The sequence below is a fragment of the Mesorhizobium sp. BR1-1-2 genome (genome assembly GCF_020165435.1).
Classification (GTDB): domain Bacteria; phylum Pseudomonadota; class Alphaproteobacteria; order Rhizobiales; family Rhizobiaceae; genus Mesorhizobium.
In genome coordinates, this window is record NZ_JAIUID010000002.1 from 1 (window position 1) to 16,461 (window position 16,461).

Below are 16,461 nucleotides of genomic sequence, written 5' to 3' on the forward strand. Positions count from 1 at the left end.
ATCGACAATCCGTTCGGCACGAGATTGTCACCCATGTCTTAGGTACAATACGTTACCTATGTCTCCGGGTTGTACATTTGAGCAAATGGCGGAGGGAGTGGGATTCGAACCCACGGTGAACTTGCGCCCACGCCGGTTTTCAAGACCGGTGCCTTAAACCGCTCGGCCATCCCTCCAAGCGACATCTCTTCGCCCAACATCACTCGACATATATTCGAGCCTGGCGGCAAAGAGAGCCATCTGGCTGATGCTCTAGTGTGCCCGGCAAAGGCCTGTCAACCGGCATGCGCGGACAGCACGTTTCCCGGCACCCGACCCCGGGCCGGGCGGCGTCACAATCTTGCCCGGTTCCGGCCACAATCGATTAATAGCGTGATAAACAATTCCTGCGCACAAAGGACAGGGGTTCAAGGTGTCGTCGGTATTGGTCAGGTAAGCTTTGGCTCCTGCGACATTCAAGCCGCGGCGTCTTTGGTCGAGACTGTAGGGGACATCAGGAAATGCAGACTACGGCGCGCCCGCGTCTACGCCGTGCTTGCGCTTTCGCGCTCTTCACCATGTCGGCAGTCCTGCTTGCCGCCTGCGCGTCGCAGCCTGAACCAAAAGGGATGGTCCACAAGAAGACCCGTTCCAAGGAATATTTCGCCGAAACCGAATATGGCGTGAAAGCCAGCCCACGCGCCGCCTTCATGCGGCGCGGCGGCGGCCGCGACCAGCTCGGCAAACCCTACCAGGTTCGCGGCAAGTGGTACTATCCGAAGGAAGACAAGCACTATGCCAAGGTCGGCCTGGCGTCCTGGTACGGCGATGCCTTTCATGGACGGCTGACTGCCAACGGCGAAGTCTACGACATGAGCCATCTGACGGCGGCGCACCCGACCATGCCTCTGCCGAGCTACGCTCGCGTCACCAATCTCAAGACCGGCAGTTCGGTCATCGTGCGTGTCAATGACCGTGGTCCCTACCACCAGGGCCGCATCATCGATGTCTCGGAACGCGCCGCCCAGATGCTCGACTATGCCAATGTCGGCACGGCCGAGGTGAAGGTGGAGTATGTCGGCCGCGCACCGCTCGACGGAAACGACGACCAGTATCTGATGGCCTCCTACCACCCAGGCAACAGGATACCGGATCCCTCCGACGGCCTGCCAACCGGCGTCATGGTGGCCATGAACGGACCGTCGCCCAGTCTGCCGGTGGGCGCTGCCGCCGTGCCGTTTCCGGGCCAGCTGACGAATTCCGATACAGCTCCGCAAGCGCAGGTGCCGGCACAATCGCCGGCCTTGGGCGACCTGGCGCTGCCCGCCTTCGGCCCGATCGTGCCGGAGCGTCCGGACATCGGCCTGCCGCCGCAATCGCCGTTCTCGGTGGCCTCGCTTTCCTATGCCGACGAGCGCGTGCGGCGCGCCGATGTCTTTGCCGCACTCGACGACGACGGCATGTCGCCCGCCGACATCCTGCGCTCATGGAAGAACGCCAACCCGCAAGCGCCATCGCCCGCCTATGTCGCGGCCGGCACCTTCGATGACGCCACCGAGGCAAAACGCGTGGCCGCCGCGCTCGAGCCCTTCGGCAGGATCGAGATCCAGCGTTCCGAATTCGACGGCAAGGACTGGTATGCGGTGAACCTCTATCCGGACGGCCATGGCGGCGTCGACGATCTGCTGCAGGCGGCATGGTCGCATGGTGCGCCGGACGCTCTGGCCGTGCGCAACTGATCTATTTTTCCCGCACGGTTGATCCTGCGGAAAAAATCCTGATAGCTTGGCTGTGCCAGAACCGGCAAACGGGTCGAGATTTCATGCAGTTGCGCGTCTTTCCGCCTTTGGCCGGAGTTCTGGGATTGGCCCTGCTGCTGCTTTGTATCGGGCCCGCCAGCGCGCAGCTTTTCGAAACCAAGGCAGCGCAGGCCTTCATGATCGATGCCGACACTGGGACGGTGTTGTTTTCCAAAGATGCCGACAAGCCGATACAGCCCGCCTCGATGGCCAAGCTGATGACGATGGAAGTGGTGTTCAACGCCATCAAGTCAGGACGCCTGACCCTCGACGATACATTCGTGGTGAGTGAAAACGCCTGGCGCACGGGCGGTGCCCCTTCCGGAACGTCGACGATGTTCGCCAAGCTCAAATCGGCGGTCCGGATCGAGGACCTGATCCAGGGCGTGACGGTACAGGCGGCCAATGACGGCTGTATCGTGCTGGCCGAAGGCATGGCCGGGTCCGAGGGCAATTTCGCGGCCCAGATGACCGAACGCGCCCGCCGGATCGGCCTCGCGAAATCGACTTTCGTCAATTCGACCGGCCTGCCGGCGGATGGCCAGCAGACGAGCGTGCGCGAACTGGCAATGCTGGCTTTGCATCTGTGGCGCGACTATCCGGACCTCTATCGCTATTACGGACTGAAGGATTTTACCTGGAACAAGATTTCGCAGCGCAACCGCAACCCGCTGCTGGCGATGGACATCGGCGCCGATGGCCTGGCGGTCGGCAGCAGTGAGGCATCCGGCTTCGGCATAGTCGGCTCGGTCAGCCACAATGGCGTGCGCGTCATCGCGGCGATGAGTGGGCTCGCCAGCGACAAGGAACGCGCCGAAGAGGCGCGCAAGCTGCTCGAATGGGGTGCCCGTTCCTTCGAGAAGACGGAAATCTTCGCTAAGGACGAGGTGGTGGGCCAGGCGCAGGTTTTCGGCGGCGCTAAAGCCGGCGTGACGTTGAAGGCGAAGGGGCCGATCGCCATCTTCCTGCCCGTCGCCAACCGCGACAAGTTAAGGGCGAGCATCGTCTATGACGGCCCGGTTGCCGCACCTGTGGAGGAGGGGCAGCCTGTAGGTGCGCTGCGGGTCTGGATCGGCGACACGCTGAGCCAGGAGACGCCACTTTTCGCCGCAGAATCGATCGGCGTCGGCACGCTGCCGCAACGCGCCCTCGACGCCGTCAAGGAACTGGCGGTCGGCTGGCTGCGCTAAAGCGCGTCGGGCTGAACCGGATTCATGCGACGCGCTTTAGCTTGTTCGTTTATGCATGTCGTTCTCTCAGATGTCACTTTTGAGCGACATGCGATGCGCCGGCGGCATGGACGTTTTCCCGAGCGCGGACTATCTAAAGCGCTAGAATCCATTCAAATATGGGATAAAGGCCTTTCGATTGGCACGCGGATTTTTCATCACCTTCGAAGGCGGCGAAGGAGCAGGCAAGTCGACGCAGATCGAGCGGCTGGCGGGAAAGATGCGCGCCAAGAAGTACGACGTCCTCGTCACCCGAGAGCCGGGCGGCTCGCCGGGCGCGGAAGCGGTCCGGCATGTTCTGCTTTCGGGCGCCGCCGAGCCGTTCGGGCCGAAGATGGAGGCGCTGCTTTTCGCCGCGGCGCGTTCCGACCATGTCGAGCAGGTCATCCGCCCGGCGGTCGAGCGCGGCTCCATCGTGCTATGCGACCGCTTCCTAGATTCCTCGCGCGTCTACCAGGGCGTCACCGGCGGCCTCGACCCGGTGTTCATGGAGACGCTGGAGCAGGTGGCCATCAATGGCATGATGCCCGATATGACGCTGATCTTCGACATCGATCCCACCGAAGGCCTGAGACGCGCAACAGTGCGTCGCGGCACCGGCGCCGGCCCCGACCGCTTCGAAAAGGAAACGCTTGCCATCCACCAGGCGCGCCGCGAGGCGTTCCTGGCGATCGCCGCGGCCGAGCCGGAGCGCTGCGTCGTGATCGACGCATCCGCCGCTCCCGATGCGGTAGAAAATGCCGTCACCGCCACCGTGTTCGCGGCGCTGGAGGCGAGGGCGCCCACACGCAACAGACAGACCGCACCCGCATGATCTTCGAACGCATCGCGCCGGAACAGCATGACACGCTGGACGGCGTCCCCGAACCATCCGAAACGCCTGTTCTGGTCGGGCACGGGCAGGTCGCTGCCATGCTCGCCGCCGCCTATCGCGCGGGAAAGCTGCCACACGCGCTGATTTTCGTCGGACCGGTCGGCATCGGCAAGGCGACGCTCGCCTTCCATCTGGCGCATCACCTCCTGAAGCATCCCGCCTTCGAGCAAGCGCCGGAGACGCTCGCCGTTCCCGATCCGGCGTCCTCGCTGTTTCGTCAGATCGCCACCGGCGCGCACCCGGGCGTGCTGCATCTGACGCGTCCGTTGAACGACAAGACCAAGAACTTCAAGACGGTCGTCACCGTCGACGAGATACGCAAGGTCAGTCGCTTCCTGTCGCTGACTTCGCATGACGGCAGCTACCGGGTGGTGATCGTCGACCCGGCCGACGACATGAACACCAACGCAGCCAATGCCTTGCTGAAGAATCTCGAGGAGCCGCCGGCGCGAACGCTGTTCATCCTCATCGTCCATGCACCGGGCAGCCTGCTGCCGACGATCCGCTCGCGCTGCCAATTGGTGCGGCTGTCGCCGCTCGATGCCGACGAACTGATGGCGGTGCTGGAAACCGCCGAGCCGCCTCCGCCGGACGATCCGGCCGCGCGTGCGGCGCTGGCGGCGCGGGCAGGGGGCAGCGCCCGCAATGCGATCCTCCTGACGCAGTATGGCGGGCTGGAGATCGCCGAAACGCTGGACGCCCTGGTGACCGCCGGCAAGAGCGACATCGCCGGCGCCTATCGCCTTGCCGAGGTGGTGGCCGGTCGCGACCAGGCGATCCAGTTCGATATCTTCAACCGCCGTGCGCTCGACCTGTTGTCCGATGCGGCGAGCCGGGCGGCGCTGGCCGGCGACCTTGCGCAGGCCAAAACGCTGTCGGACACTTGGCATGAGGCGCTGGACGCTATATCTGAGACGGACACCTACAATCTCGACAAGAAGCAGCACGCCTTGACCATGATCGACCGCCTGAAGTCTGCAATGCGAATGTGATGGTTCCCTCGGGATGGCAATCGCCGCCCCGATGCGATATCCACCGCCACGCCTTCCATTCAGACATTCATGACGGTTCATTCATGTCACGCGATACATACTACGTCACGACCGCGATCTCTTACCCCAACGGCAAGCCGCATATCGGCCATGCCTACGAATTGATCGCCACCGATGCGCTTGCCCGCTTCCAGCGGCTCGACGGCAAGCAGGTCTTCTTTCTCACCGGCACCGACGAACACGGCATCAAGATGCTGCAGACGGCGAAAAGGGAAGACATTTCGGCGCGCGAACTGGCCGACCGCAATTCGGCCGAGTTCAAGCGCATGGCGACCGCGCTCAACGCTTCCAACGACGATTTCATCCGCACCACCGAAGAGCGGCACTACGCGGCATCTCAGGCGATCTGGAAGGCGATGGCTGCCAATGGAGACATCTACAAGGGCGGCTATGCCGGCTGGTACTCGGTGCGCGACGAAGCCTATTACGGCGAGGAGGAAACCGAGGTTCGTCCCGACGATGTCCGCTATGGCCCGCAAGGAACGCCGGTCGAATGGGTCGAGGAGGAAAGCTATTTCTTCCGGCTCTCGGCCTATCAGGACAAACTGCTGGCGCTCTACGAGGGCCAACCGGATTTCATCGGCCCGGCCGAGCGGCGCAATGAAGTGATGAGCTTCGTCAGATCGGGACTGAAGGACCTGTCGATCTCGCGCACGACGTTCGACTGGGGCGTGCCAGTGCCCGGCGACGAGAAGCACGTGATGTATGTCTGGGTCGACGCGCTGACAAACTACATTACCGGCGTCGGCTATCCCGATGAAAAAGCAGATAATTGGAAATTCTGGCCGGCCGATGCGCACATCATCGGCAAGGACATCGTGCGTTTCCACGCCGTCTACTGGCCGGCCTTCCTGATGTCGGCAGGCATTCCGCTGCCGAAGCGCGTCTTTGGCCACGGCTTCCTGTTCAACCGCGGCGAGAAGATGTCGAAATCGGTCGGCAACGTCATCGACCCCTTCACTATGATAGAGCATTACGGGCTCGACCAGGTGCGCTATTTCTTCCTGCGCGAGGTGCCGTTCGGCCAGGACGGCAGCTACAGCCACGAAGCGATCGTCAACCGCACCAATGCCGACCTCGCCAACGGCATCGGCAATCTGGCGCAGCGCTCGCTGTCGATGATCGCCAAGAACTGCGGCGGCGTGGTGCCGACGCGCGGCGAGCTGACGGATGCCGACAAGGCAATCCTCGATCAGGCGGCGGCCGCTCTTGCCGCCGCGCGCAAGGCAATGGCCGAGCAAGGCATCCATCTGGCGCTGGCATCGATCTTCGGCGTGGTGGCCGAAGCCGACCGGTATTTCGCCGGGCAGGAACCCTGGGCGCTCAAGAAGACCAACCCCGAGCGCATGCAAACGGTTTTGTGGACTACGGCCGAAGTGGTGCGGCGCGTGGCAATTCTGTGCCAGCCCTTCACTCCAGGATCGGCCGCGAAGCTGCTTGACCTGCTGGCTGTGCCGGCAGACGAGCGCGATTTCGTGCATCTCCACGCCGATCATGCGCTTGTGCCGGGCAGAGCGTTGCCTGTGCCAGAAGGCGTGTTTCCGCGTTATGTCGATCAGCCGGAAGCGAACGGCTGATGCTCGTCGACAGCCACTGCCATCTGGATTTTCCGGACTTCGCCGAGGAGCGGGCGGCCATCGTCGTCCGCGCCCTGGCCGCCGGGATCGGCCGCATGGTGACGATTTCGACGCGCGTGAAGCGATTTCAGCAAATACTTGAAATCGCAGAAACTTTCGACGAGGTATACTGCTCCGTCGGAACCCATCCGCACAATGCTGACGAAGAGCTTGACGTGACGACGGCGGATCTCGTGCGCCTGTCCGCCCATCCCAAGGTGGTGGCGATAGGCGAAGCCGGGCTCGACTATTTCTATGACAAGGCGCCCCGCGATGCGCAGGCGCAGGGTTTGCGCAACCACATCGCCGCTGCCCGCGAGACGCGCCTGCCGCTGGTTATCCATTCGCGCGATGCCGACGACGACATGGCTCATATTCTGGAGGAGGAAACGGGGAAGGGCGCCTTCCCGTTCGTCCTGCACTGTTTTTCGTCGGGACGCAGGCTGGCAGAGGTTGGCGTCTCGCTGGGCGGCTATGTTTCGTTTTCCGGCATCCTGACCTTCAAGAATTCGGCCGAAATACGCGCCATAGCCGCCGACCTGCCGCATGACCGGCTGCTGGTGGAGACCGATGCGCCATATCTCGCGCCGATCCCATTTCGCGGCAAGCGCAATGAACCCGCCTATGTCGCGCACACGGCCAAGGTGCTGGCCGAGACGGTCGGCGTCAGCGAAGGTGAAATCGCGGCTTTGACGACCGACAATTTCTTCCGGCTGTTCGGCAAGATGCCGCGACCCGCCGAGCAAAGCGCCTGAATGATGACAGACCGGCTGCGCCTCACCATTCTCGGCTGCGGCTCGTCACCCGGCACGCCGCGCATCACCGGCGACTGGGGCAATTGCGATCCGCAAAATCCGAAAAACCGGCGCATGCGCACGGCTGCCCTTGTCGAGCGAATCGCCGCGAGCGGCACCCGCACCACCGTCGTCATCGACACCGGACCGGATTTCCGCCAGCAGATGCTGATGGCCTCGGTCAAGCGCATCGACGCGGTCGTCTACACGCATCCCCATGCCGACCACATCCACGGCATCGACGACCTGCGCGGCTTCGTGCTCGATCAGCGGCAGCGGATCGATATCCATGCCGACCAGCCAACGATGCTGCGGCTGCGCCAGGCCTTCGGCTATTGTTTCGAGACGCCGCCAGGCAGCTCCTATCCGCCGATCGTCGACGCCCATATCATCGATCACGCCGATCCCGTCGTGATCGAAGGCGAGGGCGGTGCCCTCACCCTCGAGCCGCTGCCGCAGGTCCATGGCGACATCATATCGCTCGGCTTCCGCATCGGCGGACTAGCCTATTGCCCCGACATCAGCGATTTTCCGGCTGCCACCGCCGAGCGGCTGCGTAATCTTGATGTCCTGATCGTGGACGCGCTTCAGTACAGGACACATCCGAGCCATCTGTCGCTCGGCCAGGCGCTAGAATGGATCGAACGGCTGGCTCCGAAACGGGCCGTGCTGACCCATATGCATGGGCCGCTGGACTACGCTACCGTGATGGCTGAGACTCCGGCAAATGTCGAGCCGGCATTTGATGGCATGGCGCTTGAAATTCCTTATGAGTCAGCATCATAGGAAGAAGTCTTCATCGGGGCGCCATACTCTTTGGCGCGAACATGAACAGCGTTCCAATCCGCTCATAACCGACATGAGGGTACAGATGCGCCCCGGTGTGAGTGGCCGTCAGCACGGAGGACTTAGAACCATGGGCCTGATCGTCCCACAACATCCTTGAGAGAAGCGCCTGGCCGATGCCACGGCGGCGGTGCGAGGGTTCGACATACATGTCCGCGCACCATGTGGCGCCCACAGCATCCAGGCTGCGTACGCGACCGACGATGTCTTCTCCGTCGATCGCCACGTACTGGCGGAATGGAGCGTCATCGCCAAGCAAAGTGTCCGGGATCGGCCGTGTGCGCGTGATCTTTCCCAACTGGACCGCCAGTTCGGCTGTTTGCACACGTTCGATCGAAACGGCAGCCTGCGGCGGCCTCGGAATCTGGGTTATCCGCCGCACGAAGAAACCTTCGGTCCCGAGCAACCGGTAGCCGAGAGCCTTGTATGCGCTTCGCGTCGGCTCGTCTGGCTCCGCTGTCGCAACCATGACGCAGACATGGAATCTTCCTCGCGCATGCTGCCGGGCAGTCGCATCGACGTCCTCGGGATCGACGTGATAGGCGATCCATTCTTCCTTGCGGTAATCGCGAGCGTTCTTGCGCTCAGCATCGCGCATCAACCACAACGACCCGACACGACTTGTCTCGTAAGGAAAGGTACGGCTCTTGCCAGTGCTGTGCCCGTGCACGAACACCTCGATGGCAGACTCAATCGTTCGGTTTGAACCCGTCATCGCCGTAGGCTAGCGTTGCTGGACAGATCAAGGCAATACGCTGCATCAGCTCAATGCGACAGTTCCATAATCTATCTTATGCGACTTATGGAGATGGCAGGCTGGTGCGGGAGAGCGGCTGCTTGAATGGGCACCAGATCGCCGTCTCGTGTTGACGGCGATCTGGTGCATTCAAGCGCTTCGTACCGAACAACAGCACGGCCGCGATGATGACCAGCAGGCACTGTCTGCGCCCTGAACGGCAACGCCGTGGCCACCACGACCAGGCTGATCGCCTTGTTCAGGATCACTGCTTCCAGCGAAGTTGAACGTGCCAATAATAGCGGCAGACGAAACTCAGCGCCTCCCAGGGTCTGCGCCGGCAGCGCTTCGCCGAACACCTGCTTGGCAGCGCGCGCCTTACACCGACGTCTAAGCGGCCCTGCGTTATGGCAGCCACTTCGTGACCGCCCGCGAGGTCCAGGCCCATAGCATCGAAGCCGCTCTACGTCCCGATATCGACGCCTGTCGGCCCTGACCGCCGCACGGCTCGTCATCAATGTGATTGGTACCATCGCCCGGCAGGTCTGAAATCCGCCCTACCCTTTGCCGCTGATATCTGCTCAGCATTCGGCCTACCGTTGCCAGAAGGGTTTTGCTAGCTCTGCCTCGACCTGCCGTTTCGTCAATCCGATGTCGTCGATCAGATGGGGATTGTCCTTCGTCATTCGCTCAAGCTCCCAGCGAAAGCGTATCCGCTCGCGCCAGCTCCGATCGTGCCAGCTCTCGACAATGCTTCGCAGGGTCGTCAGGCGCCGATGCAACGCTTCCGCCAGCCCCTCGGGCATCCTCGGCCGCGCGGTCCGACACCGCGTCGATGCAAGGGTATCGTTCATGGCAACCTCCTACGGTTTGAGGGTGGGGTCCTCGACTTGGGACCTCGACCTGAAAGAGGTTGAATTGTGCCGGATGCGAACAGCGCCGTAATTAAGCTCTCCCAAATAGTTCTCAAAAGTTCCAAACGAGCTATAGATGCGCTTCATGCAGGGATCGCGCTTTGCCTTTGGTCCGTTTGTGCTTGATCCGGATGCGGGAACACTGCTTCGGAACGATAATCCCGTTGCCGTCGGCTACCGTGGGCTCAAGCTGCTGGCGGCGCTCGTCGAACGGCCAGGCGAAGTCCTCGACAAGGCCGAGCTGATGGATGCGGCATGGCCGGGTACAGCGGTCGAGGAAGGCAATCTCACCGTCCAGATCGCGCAGCTGCGCAAGCTGCTTGGTAAGCCCGCCGACGGCGGGGAATGGATCGCCACTGTTCCGCGCGTCGGCTACCGCTTCGCCGGGATCGTGGAATCCCTCGATGGCGCGAAGCGAAAAGCTTTGCCGCTGCCCGACAAGCCCTCGATAGCCGTGCTGCCCTTCGTCAATCTCAGCAACGACCCCGAGCAGGAGCCCTTCGCCGACGGATTGACCGAAGACCTGATCACCGACCTGTCCAGGGCCTCGGGCTTGTTCGTCATCGCGCGCAACTCGACCTTTGCCTACAAGGGAAAGGCCATGGACGTGCGCGAGATCGCCCGGGAGCTTGGCGTGCGCTATCTCCTGGAAGGTAGCGCAAGACGTGCCGCGGGACGCGTGCGCATCAACGCCCAGCTGGTCGACGCCGTGAGCGGCGATCACCTGTGGGCGGAACGCTTCGATCGCGGGGTGGACGATATTTTTGCCGTTCAGGACGAGGTGACGGCCAAGATCGTGGAAGCGCTGCTCGGCCGGTTGCGCGCGCCGCTGCCGCGCAATCGGCCCAAGAATCTCGAGGCCTACGATCTCTGCGTTCGGGCGCGCAAGCTGATCGACGATTCGCCGCAGACGGCGCGGGAGGCGCATCTGATGCTGACGCGCGCAGTCGCACTCGATCCCGACTATGCCGAGGCCTATCGCTGGCTTGCCATGAACCACTGGATGGGATGGGTACATTGGGGCGAGCCGGTGGAACCCAACCGTCGCCTGGCCCTCGATCTGGCGCGCAAGGCGGTGGCGATCGATCCCAATGACGCCGGCTGCCGCTGGGTGCTCGGCAACCTGCTCGCCTATGAGCGCGACTTCGCCGAAGCGGATGCGGAATTCGCCAGGGCGTTCGAGCTCGACCCCAACGAGGCCGATGCCTGGGCGACGTTGTCCGACATCTCCGTGCTGGCCGGGCGGGTCGAGGAGGGGCTCGAGCAGATCCGCAAGGCGTTCCGGCTCAACCCGTTTCCGGCAAGCTGGTACTATCTGACACTCGGCGCGGCGCAATATGCGGCGCGCGACTACGAGGCCGCCGTCAAGACGTTGCGCCGGGACGAGACTTACCGAACGAGCTCACGCCGCTTCCTGGCGGCCAGCCTCGCGCAGCTCGGCCGGCTCGACGAGGCGCGCACGGAGGTCGAACTGTTCCTCGTCGGCAACCCGCATTTCACCACCAGCCACTGGGTCTGGACGGAGCCCTTCCGCGATGCGGCGATGCTCGATCATTTTGTCGACGGCTTCCGCAAGGCCGGCCTTCCGGAATGACTCGCCGCCGGTCCCCTGGTGCCGCCTACTCCTCGAAGCGGCCCGTGGCGTCACGATCGCGCTCATATCGTCTCGTGAGCGGAAACGGCGGCAACCAGGCTTCGCGACGGATGATCCAGCTTTCGTAGGTCGGCTTCAGTTGGTCAGGGGCATCCAGGGATCCCAGGTTCACTTCGATTTCGTCGGCGGTGCGGCCGAAAATGGTCGAGCCGCAGCGCGGACAGAAAAACCGCCCGGCATAGTCGCGTGTTTCGCCGTCGATCGTCACCGCGTCCTGAGGGAAAATTGCGGAAGCGTGAAAAAGAGCCCCGTGATGCTTGCGGCAATCGAGACAGTGACAGAGGCCCACCCGGTATGGGCGTCCAGTCGCCACAATTCGGACGTTGCCGCACAGGCAACCGCCGGTGAATCGGTCCATGCTGTATTCCTCCAAATCAAGCGGGCTGGATGTTTACGACCAACTCCACCATCCATGAACGCGGCGCCAGCTTTCAGCTAATGCGCCCGCGGTTGAAGTTCGATCCGGTAGCCGAGCACGCGCCTTCCGGCCGGCTCGATCAGCATGAGTCCTAGCTTGTCGGCGAAATCGCCGTCGAAATCCGCCGGGCTGGCGAGGCCGTACCAGGGCTCGATGCAGAGGAACGGCGCGCCACCCGGCTTGGACCAGATGCCTAGTTCCCGAAATCCGTGCCAATGCATCTCGATCGCCGGACCGCGGTCGGCGCCGTAACGCACGGCGGTGCTGGCAGGCTGGTCCAGGATCACGGCATCCTCGTCGAACAGGCGACCCGACAGAGCGAGACTGTTGCCCTCGATGGGCGTCGGCTGCCGCGCCGTCAGCAGCAGCCCGTCCTTGAGACGGCGGATCGGCGCAGGCTCGGGCTGTGCAAAGGTCAGGCGGTAAGCCTCCTTGGGCAGATCCGGCAGCAGCGGCCAGTTGAATGCCGGGTGCGCCCCGATCGACGCCGGCAGCGGCTCGTCGCCGGTGTTGGTGATCTCGAACGTGACGCCAAGCTGCCGACGGTCGAGAGTGTAGGTTACCGCCAGACGGAAGGCGAAAGGGTAGTGCGTTCGGGTCTCCGCGTCGTCAGTGAGCACCAGCATGCAGGACCGAGAACCCCTCTCCGCCCAGGCAAACGACTTATCGCGGGCGAAGCCGTGCTGCGTCATCGGATAGGTCTGGCCGCGATGGCGCAGTTGATCGCCCTTCAGCCGGCCGACGATCGGAAACAACACCGGGGAATGACGGCGCCAGGCCGGTCCGGCCTGCCACACAAGTTCCAGCCCATCCGCATCGCGCAAGGAGACCAGTTCCGCCCCCTGCCCGACTATCACGGCCGAAATGCCGTCGCCATGAAGTGTCTGGCTTTCCTGTGCCATATGTTCTCGCGGTTTGTCTTTGCTTGGCCGGCAGGCTAGCAAATGGCCAGGCGTGAACTCAAGGCGGCGGTTTGCATTGCGTTTCACACAGTCACGATGAACCTGCGATGGCACAAGTGGGCCAGGCGCCGTCTCAAATGAAGAGTGGCCGGAGATTTCCCTCCGGCCACGGCAAGATGCCAAATGTTGCCTGCTACAGTTCGGACTATTCCCGCTCGCCGGTGAAGTTCAGCAGCAACTGGAAGATGTTGACGAAGTTGAGGTAGAGCGAGAAGGCGCCGAAAACGGCCAGTTTCTGCCGCGACTCCGCGTCGAAGTTCTCCGCATACTGCTCCTTGATCGACTGCGTGTCCCAGGCAGTCAGGCCGATGAACACGGCGATGCCGATCACCGAGATGGCGAACTGCAAAGCGGTCGAGCCGAGGAAGATGTTGACGATGCTGGCAATCACCACGCCGATCAGGCCCATGATCAGGAAGGACGAGAACTGGGTCAGGTCACGCCGGGTCGTGTAGCCGTAGAGGCTGGTGGCGCCGAACATGGTGGCGGCGATGAAGAAGGTGCGCGCGATGCTGGTTCCGGTGAAAACCAGGAATACCGAGGCCAGCGACAGCCCCATGACCGCACAGAAGGCCCAGAACATCGCCTGCGCGCTTGCCGCCGACATCGTCTGCATCTTGAACGAGAACAGCAGGACGAAGGCGAGCGGCGCCAGCATCACCACCCATTTCAGCGGGCTGGAAAAGATCGGCACGTAGAGCGCGGGCGTCGACGACACCATGAAGGCGACGAGGCCGGTCACCACGAGCCCGAGGCCCATATAGTTGTAGACGCGCAGCATGTGCTGGCGCAGGCCTTCGTCGTAGAGGGCGCCGCTTTGGGCGCCGGTGCCGACGCGGTATCCCAGATTGGGCGTGTTCATTTGCATTCTCCTTTGTGAACGGATCAGTAAAGCGTTCTGGCAAGCGTCTCCGCGGCGCGGTCGAGGTCACGGACCTCGCCCTGCGCGACCACCGCATAGGCGACCTCGCCGATCTGGAAATAGGCCGAGGAAATATCGCCCGAGGGCGCGACGGTCGGCTTGACCACGTCGAAGGTTCCCGGCCGGATCGCGAACAGCGACACCAGGCCCATCTCCTTGGTCTCGACCGCCATTTCGACGCTGGGCCCAAAGCGCGACGGATAGACCTGCACGTCGCGGACCTTCCAGTCCTTGGGCAAGGACGGCATGACGATGGCCGTCGCCGCGCGGATTTCGCCGGCATTGTAGTTTGGCGCCTCGGCCTGCGAGGGCATGGTCTCGCGCACAAGGGTCGTCCTGTGTGCGCGCACCGCCTCGTCGACATAGGCGGGCGGCTGCGGCGAGGCGACGACCTTCGTTACCGACATCGGCCCGACTATGCCGTTGGCAAGCCACCCGGCGGCGACGAAAGCGGCCACCGCCGCGGCACGCTGCAAGACACCGAAGATACGGCCCCGGGCAAGCCCCCTCTCCAGGCGCCGCGCGGCATCGGTCGTGGCCGGCCTCGCCATGCCGCCTGACCCCGCCAGCGCCACGCGCAGTTCGTCCCGCATCCTGAGATCCGACATCACACGCGCGGCCGCTTCCGGTCGGGCGGAGAGGAAGGCCTCGACTTCGATGCGGCGCGAGACGTCGAGCTGATCGTCGACATAGGCGTCGAGATCGGCGTCCGTCACGGGGTCGATAGTTGCTGTCATGACGGGCCTCCGACAATCCTGAGGTGATTTTTCGCCTTCGCCGGAGCCCCCTCCTCCATCTCGCGAAGCGCGGCGCGTGCCCTGCCGATGCGCGACATCAGCGTTCCGAGCGGCACGCCGCTGGCATCGGCCGCCTGGCTGTAGGAAAGGCCCTCAATGGCGACGAGATGCAGGGCCGAGCGCTGTTCTTCGGGCAGGCTGAAAAAAGCATCGCGCACCTGGCCCAGGCGCACCGAATGCTCCTGCGGCGCCGGCGCGCTGGCGTCCGCAAGGTATCCAGCCTGTTCGAGGCGCGCTGCTTCCGAGCGTCGCGAGCGCATGCGGTCGACGAACGTGTTATGGACGATGGACAGCAGCCAGGCGCGCAAATTTCCGCCCGAGCGGAAGGTGCCGCGCCGCTCATAGGCACGCACAAGAGCGTCATGCACGAGATCCTCGGCATCGGCACCGTCGCGCGTCAGCGAGCGCGCGTAACGCCTGAGCGAGCCGAGTTGTCCGACGATATCGAAGCGTGGCATCGACCGTTTCATGCCCTGTTTACGGAACATGTGGGGGTTTTAATCCCGGCCCTGCAGATTTTTTCGCGAAACGCCGCAGATATGCAACCGCGGACGTAGCTCGCGGCGATGCCAAGGCTATGCGATTCGGGCTGGCGAGAGTTAAAACCGCTGGTGCAAGGGGTTCGATTTGCGTATCACTCCGCCGCGCCAACGGAACCATGCAGATGTTTGAAAACCTTCAGCCGGCTGCCGCCGACAAGATCCTTGCCTTGATCGGCCTCTATCGCGCCGATCCTCGACCCGACAAGGTCGACCTTGGTGTCGGCGTCTACAAGGATCGCGACGGCAAGACGCCGGTCATGCGGGCCGTCCGCGAGGCGGAGAAGCGGCTGCTGCAGGGTCAGGACACCAAGACTTATCTCGGCCTCGCCGGCGACACCGGGTTCAATACCGTGATGGCCTGGCTCGCCTTCGGTCCGGGTGCAGACATGACGCGGATCCGTGCCGCGCAGGCGCCGGGCGGCTCCGGCGCGTTGCGGCTGGTGGCCGAGCTTTTGATGCGAACCCGCGCCGATGCGACGATCTGGTTGTCCGATCCCACCTGGCCGAACCACATGCCGGTGATGCGCGCCGCCGGGCTGCAAATCCGTGAGTATCCCTATTTCGACGCGGCATCGGGCGCCGTTCGCTTCGACGACATGCTGGCAGCACTGCGCACCGCAAAGAGCGGCGACGTGGTGCTGCTGCATGGCTGCTGCCACAACCCGACCGGCGCCAATCTGGACATCGCGCAGTGGGCCGCTGTCACCGATCTCGTCGTCGAGCGCGGCCTGCTGCCGTTTGTCGACATTGCCTATCAGGGCTTTGGCGATGGCCTCGAGGCCGATGCCGCCGGACTGCGGCTGCTGGCCGAAAAGGTTCCGGAAATGGTCGTCGCGTCCAGTTGCTCGAAGAACTTCGCCGTCTACCGCGACCGTGTCGGCGCTGCGATGATCCTGGCGAAGGACAGCGCGCAGGCCGATGTGGCGCTGGGCCAGATGCTGTCGGCGGCTCGTGCCATGTATTCGATGCCGCCGGACCACGGCGCGGCGGCGGTGCGCATCGTGCTTGAGGACGCGGCCTTGCGCGCGGACTGGGAAGCCGAGCTCGAGGAGATGCGCTTGCGCATGCTGAGACTTCGGGTGCAATTCGCCGAGGCGCTGCGCCGGCAGTCCAACTCCGACCGCTTCGATTTCGTCGCCAGCCATCGCGGCATGTTTTCCCGGCTGGGGCTCACGGAAGCGCAGGTCGAACGGCTGCGCGCGGAGTATGGCGTCTACATGGTCGGCGACAGCCGCATCAATGTCGCCGGCCTGCCGGAAGACGGCATGGACAAGCTCGCCAAGGCGATCGTTTCCGTGCTCGACTGACCGGACTTGTCCGGCGCAAC

Annotated in this window: 16 protein-coding genes and 1 tRNA gene; 9 read left to right on the top strand and 8 right to left on the bottom strand. The window is 63.5% G+C overall.

Features of this window, described 5'->3' with window-relative positions; all coding sequences use genetic code 11:
- Positions 1 to 86: 86 nt before the first annotated feature.
- Positions 87 to 176: transfer RNA gene (locus LB551_RS03205), tRNA-Ser, on the bottom strand.
- A gap of 324 nt (positions 177 to 500) precedes the next feature.
- On the opposite strand from LB551_RS03205, the gene LB551_RS03210 reads away from it, so the two are divergent.
- The 7 genes from LB551_RS03210 (at position 501) to LB551_RS03240 (ending at position 8,129) form a co-directional block, all read left to right on the top strand.
- A complete protein-coding gene (locus LB551_RS03210; RefSeq protein WP_224658197.1) occupies positions 501 to 1,718 on the top strand; it encodes a septal ring lytic transglycosylase RlpA family protein in 1,218 nt (405 codons plus the stop codon).
- Between the two features lie 83 nt (positions 1,719 to 1,801).
- Positions 1,802 to 2,968 carry a D-alanyl-D-alanine carboxypeptidase family protein gene (locus LB551_RS03215; protein ID WP_224658198.1) on the top strand — a complete coding sequence of 389 codons (1,167 nt, stop codon included), beginning with the start codon at positions 1,802 to 1,804 and terminating at the stop codon, positions 2,966 to 2,968.
- Between the two features lie 178 nt (positions 2,969 to 3,146).
- Positions 3,147 to 3,821, top strand: a complete 675-nt coding sequence (tmk, locus tag LB551_RS03220; RefSeq protein WP_224658199.1) for a dTMP kinase — start codon at positions 3,147 to 3,149, stop codon at positions 3,819 to 3,821.
- On the top strand, positions 3,818 to 4,873 hold the full coding sequence (locus LB551_RS03225; protein ID WP_224658200.1) for a DNA polymerase III subunit delta': 1,056 nt from the start codon (positions 3,818 to 3,820) through the stop codon (positions 4,871 to 4,873). The genes tmk and LB551_RS03225 overlap by 4 nt, the downstream gene beginning before the upstream one ends.
- An 83-nt stretch (positions 4,874 to 4,956) precedes the next feature.
- The gene (gene metG, locus LB551_RS03230) at positions 4,957 to 6,510 is read left to right on the top strand and encodes a methionine--tRNA ligase (protein WP_224658201.1); all 1,554 of its coding nucleotides are present in this window, start codon (positions 4,957 to 4,959) and stop codon (positions 6,508 to 6,510) included.
- Positions 6,510 to 7,304: a TatD family hydrolase gene (locus LB551_RS03235; RefSeq protein ID WP_224658202.1), complete on the top strand. Its 795-nt coding sequence runs from the start codon at positions 6,510 to 6,512 to the stop codon at positions 7,302 to 7,304. Before metG ends, LB551_RS03235 begins: the two co-directional genes overlap by 1 nt.
- A 3-nt stretch (positions 7,305 to 7,307) precedes the next feature.
- Complete coding sequence (locus LB551_RS03240) at positions 7,308 to 8,129, top strand: MBL fold metallo-hydrolase (RefSeq protein ID WP_224658573.1); 822 nt, start codon at positions 7,308 to 7,310, stop codon at positions 8,127 to 8,129.
- A gap of 10 nt (positions 8,130 to 8,139) precedes the next feature.
- Here LB551_RS03240 and LB551_RS03245 read toward each other — a convergent pair whose 3' ends face one another.
- Positions 8,140 to 8,904: a GNAT family N-acetyltransferase gene (locus LB551_RS03245; protein WP_224658203.1), complete on the bottom strand. Its 765-nt coding sequence runs from the start codon at positions 8,902 to 8,904 to the stop codon at positions 8,140 to 8,142.
- A 614-nt stretch (positions 8,905 to 9,518) separates the two neighbouring features.
- Positions 9,519 to 9,779 carry a DUF1127 domain-containing protein gene (locus LB551_RS03255; protein WP_318012712.1) on the bottom strand — a complete coding sequence of 87 codons (261 nt, stop codon included), beginning with the start codon at positions 9,777 to 9,779 and terminating at the stop codon, positions 9,519 to 9,521.
- Positions 9,780 to 9,915: 136 nt separating this feature from the next.
- On the opposite strand from LB551_RS03255, the gene LB551_RS03260 reads away from it, so the two are divergent.
- On the top strand, positions 9,916 to 11,433 hold the full coding sequence (locus LB551_RS03260) for a winged helix-turn-helix domain-containing tetratricopeptide repeat protein (protein ID WP_224658204.1): 1,518 nt from the start codon (positions 9,916 to 9,918) through the stop codon (positions 11,431 to 11,433).
- A gap of 25 nt (positions 11,434 to 11,458) precedes the next feature.
- On the opposite strand, the gene LB551_RS03265 is transcribed toward LB551_RS03260, so the two are convergent.
- From LB551_RS03265 to LB551_RS03285, 5 genes are all read right to left on the bottom strand, one after another.
- Positions 11,459 to 11,851, bottom strand: a complete 393-nt coding sequence (locus tag LB551_RS03265; protein ID WP_224658205.1) for a GFA family protein — start codon at positions 11,849 to 11,851, stop codon at positions 11,459 to 11,461.
- A gap of 77 nt (positions 11,852 to 11,928) precedes the next feature.
- A complete protein-coding gene (locus LB551_RS03270) occupies positions 11,929 to 12,813 on the bottom strand; it encodes an aldose 1-epimerase family protein (RefSeq protein ID WP_224658206.1) in 885 nt (294 codons plus the stop codon).
- 205 nt (positions 12,814 to 13,018) lie between these two features.
- A complete protein-coding gene (locus tag LB551_RS03275; protein ID WP_140638091.1) occupies positions 13,019 to 13,735 on the bottom strand; it encodes a Bax inhibitor-1/YccA family protein in 717 nt (238 codons plus the stop codon).
- Between the two features lie 23 nt (positions 13,736 to 13,758).
- Positions 13,759 to 14,532: an anti-sigma factor family protein gene (locus tag LB551_RS03280; RefSeq protein WP_224658207.1), complete on the bottom strand. Its 774-nt coding sequence runs from the start codon at positions 14,530 to 14,532 to the stop codon at positions 13,759 to 13,761.
- Entirely contained in the window at positions 14,529 to 15,062 is a 534-nt protein-coding gene (locus LB551_RS03285) for a sigma-70 family RNA polymerase sigma factor (protein ID WP_411908892.1), read from the bottom strand. The genes LB551_RS03280 and LB551_RS03285 overlap by 4 nt, the downstream gene beginning before the upstream one ends.
- 194 nt (positions 15,063 to 15,256) lie before the next feature.
- On the opposite strand from LB551_RS03285, the gene LB551_RS03290 reads away from it, so the two are divergent.
- Positions 15,257 to 16,441, top strand: coding sequence for an aromatic amino acid transaminase (locus tag LB551_RS03290; protein WP_224658208.1), 1,185 nt, complete (start codon positions 15,257 to 15,259; stop codon positions 16,439 to 16,441).
- The last annotated feature ends 20 nt before the right edge of the window (positions 16,442 to 16,461 follow it).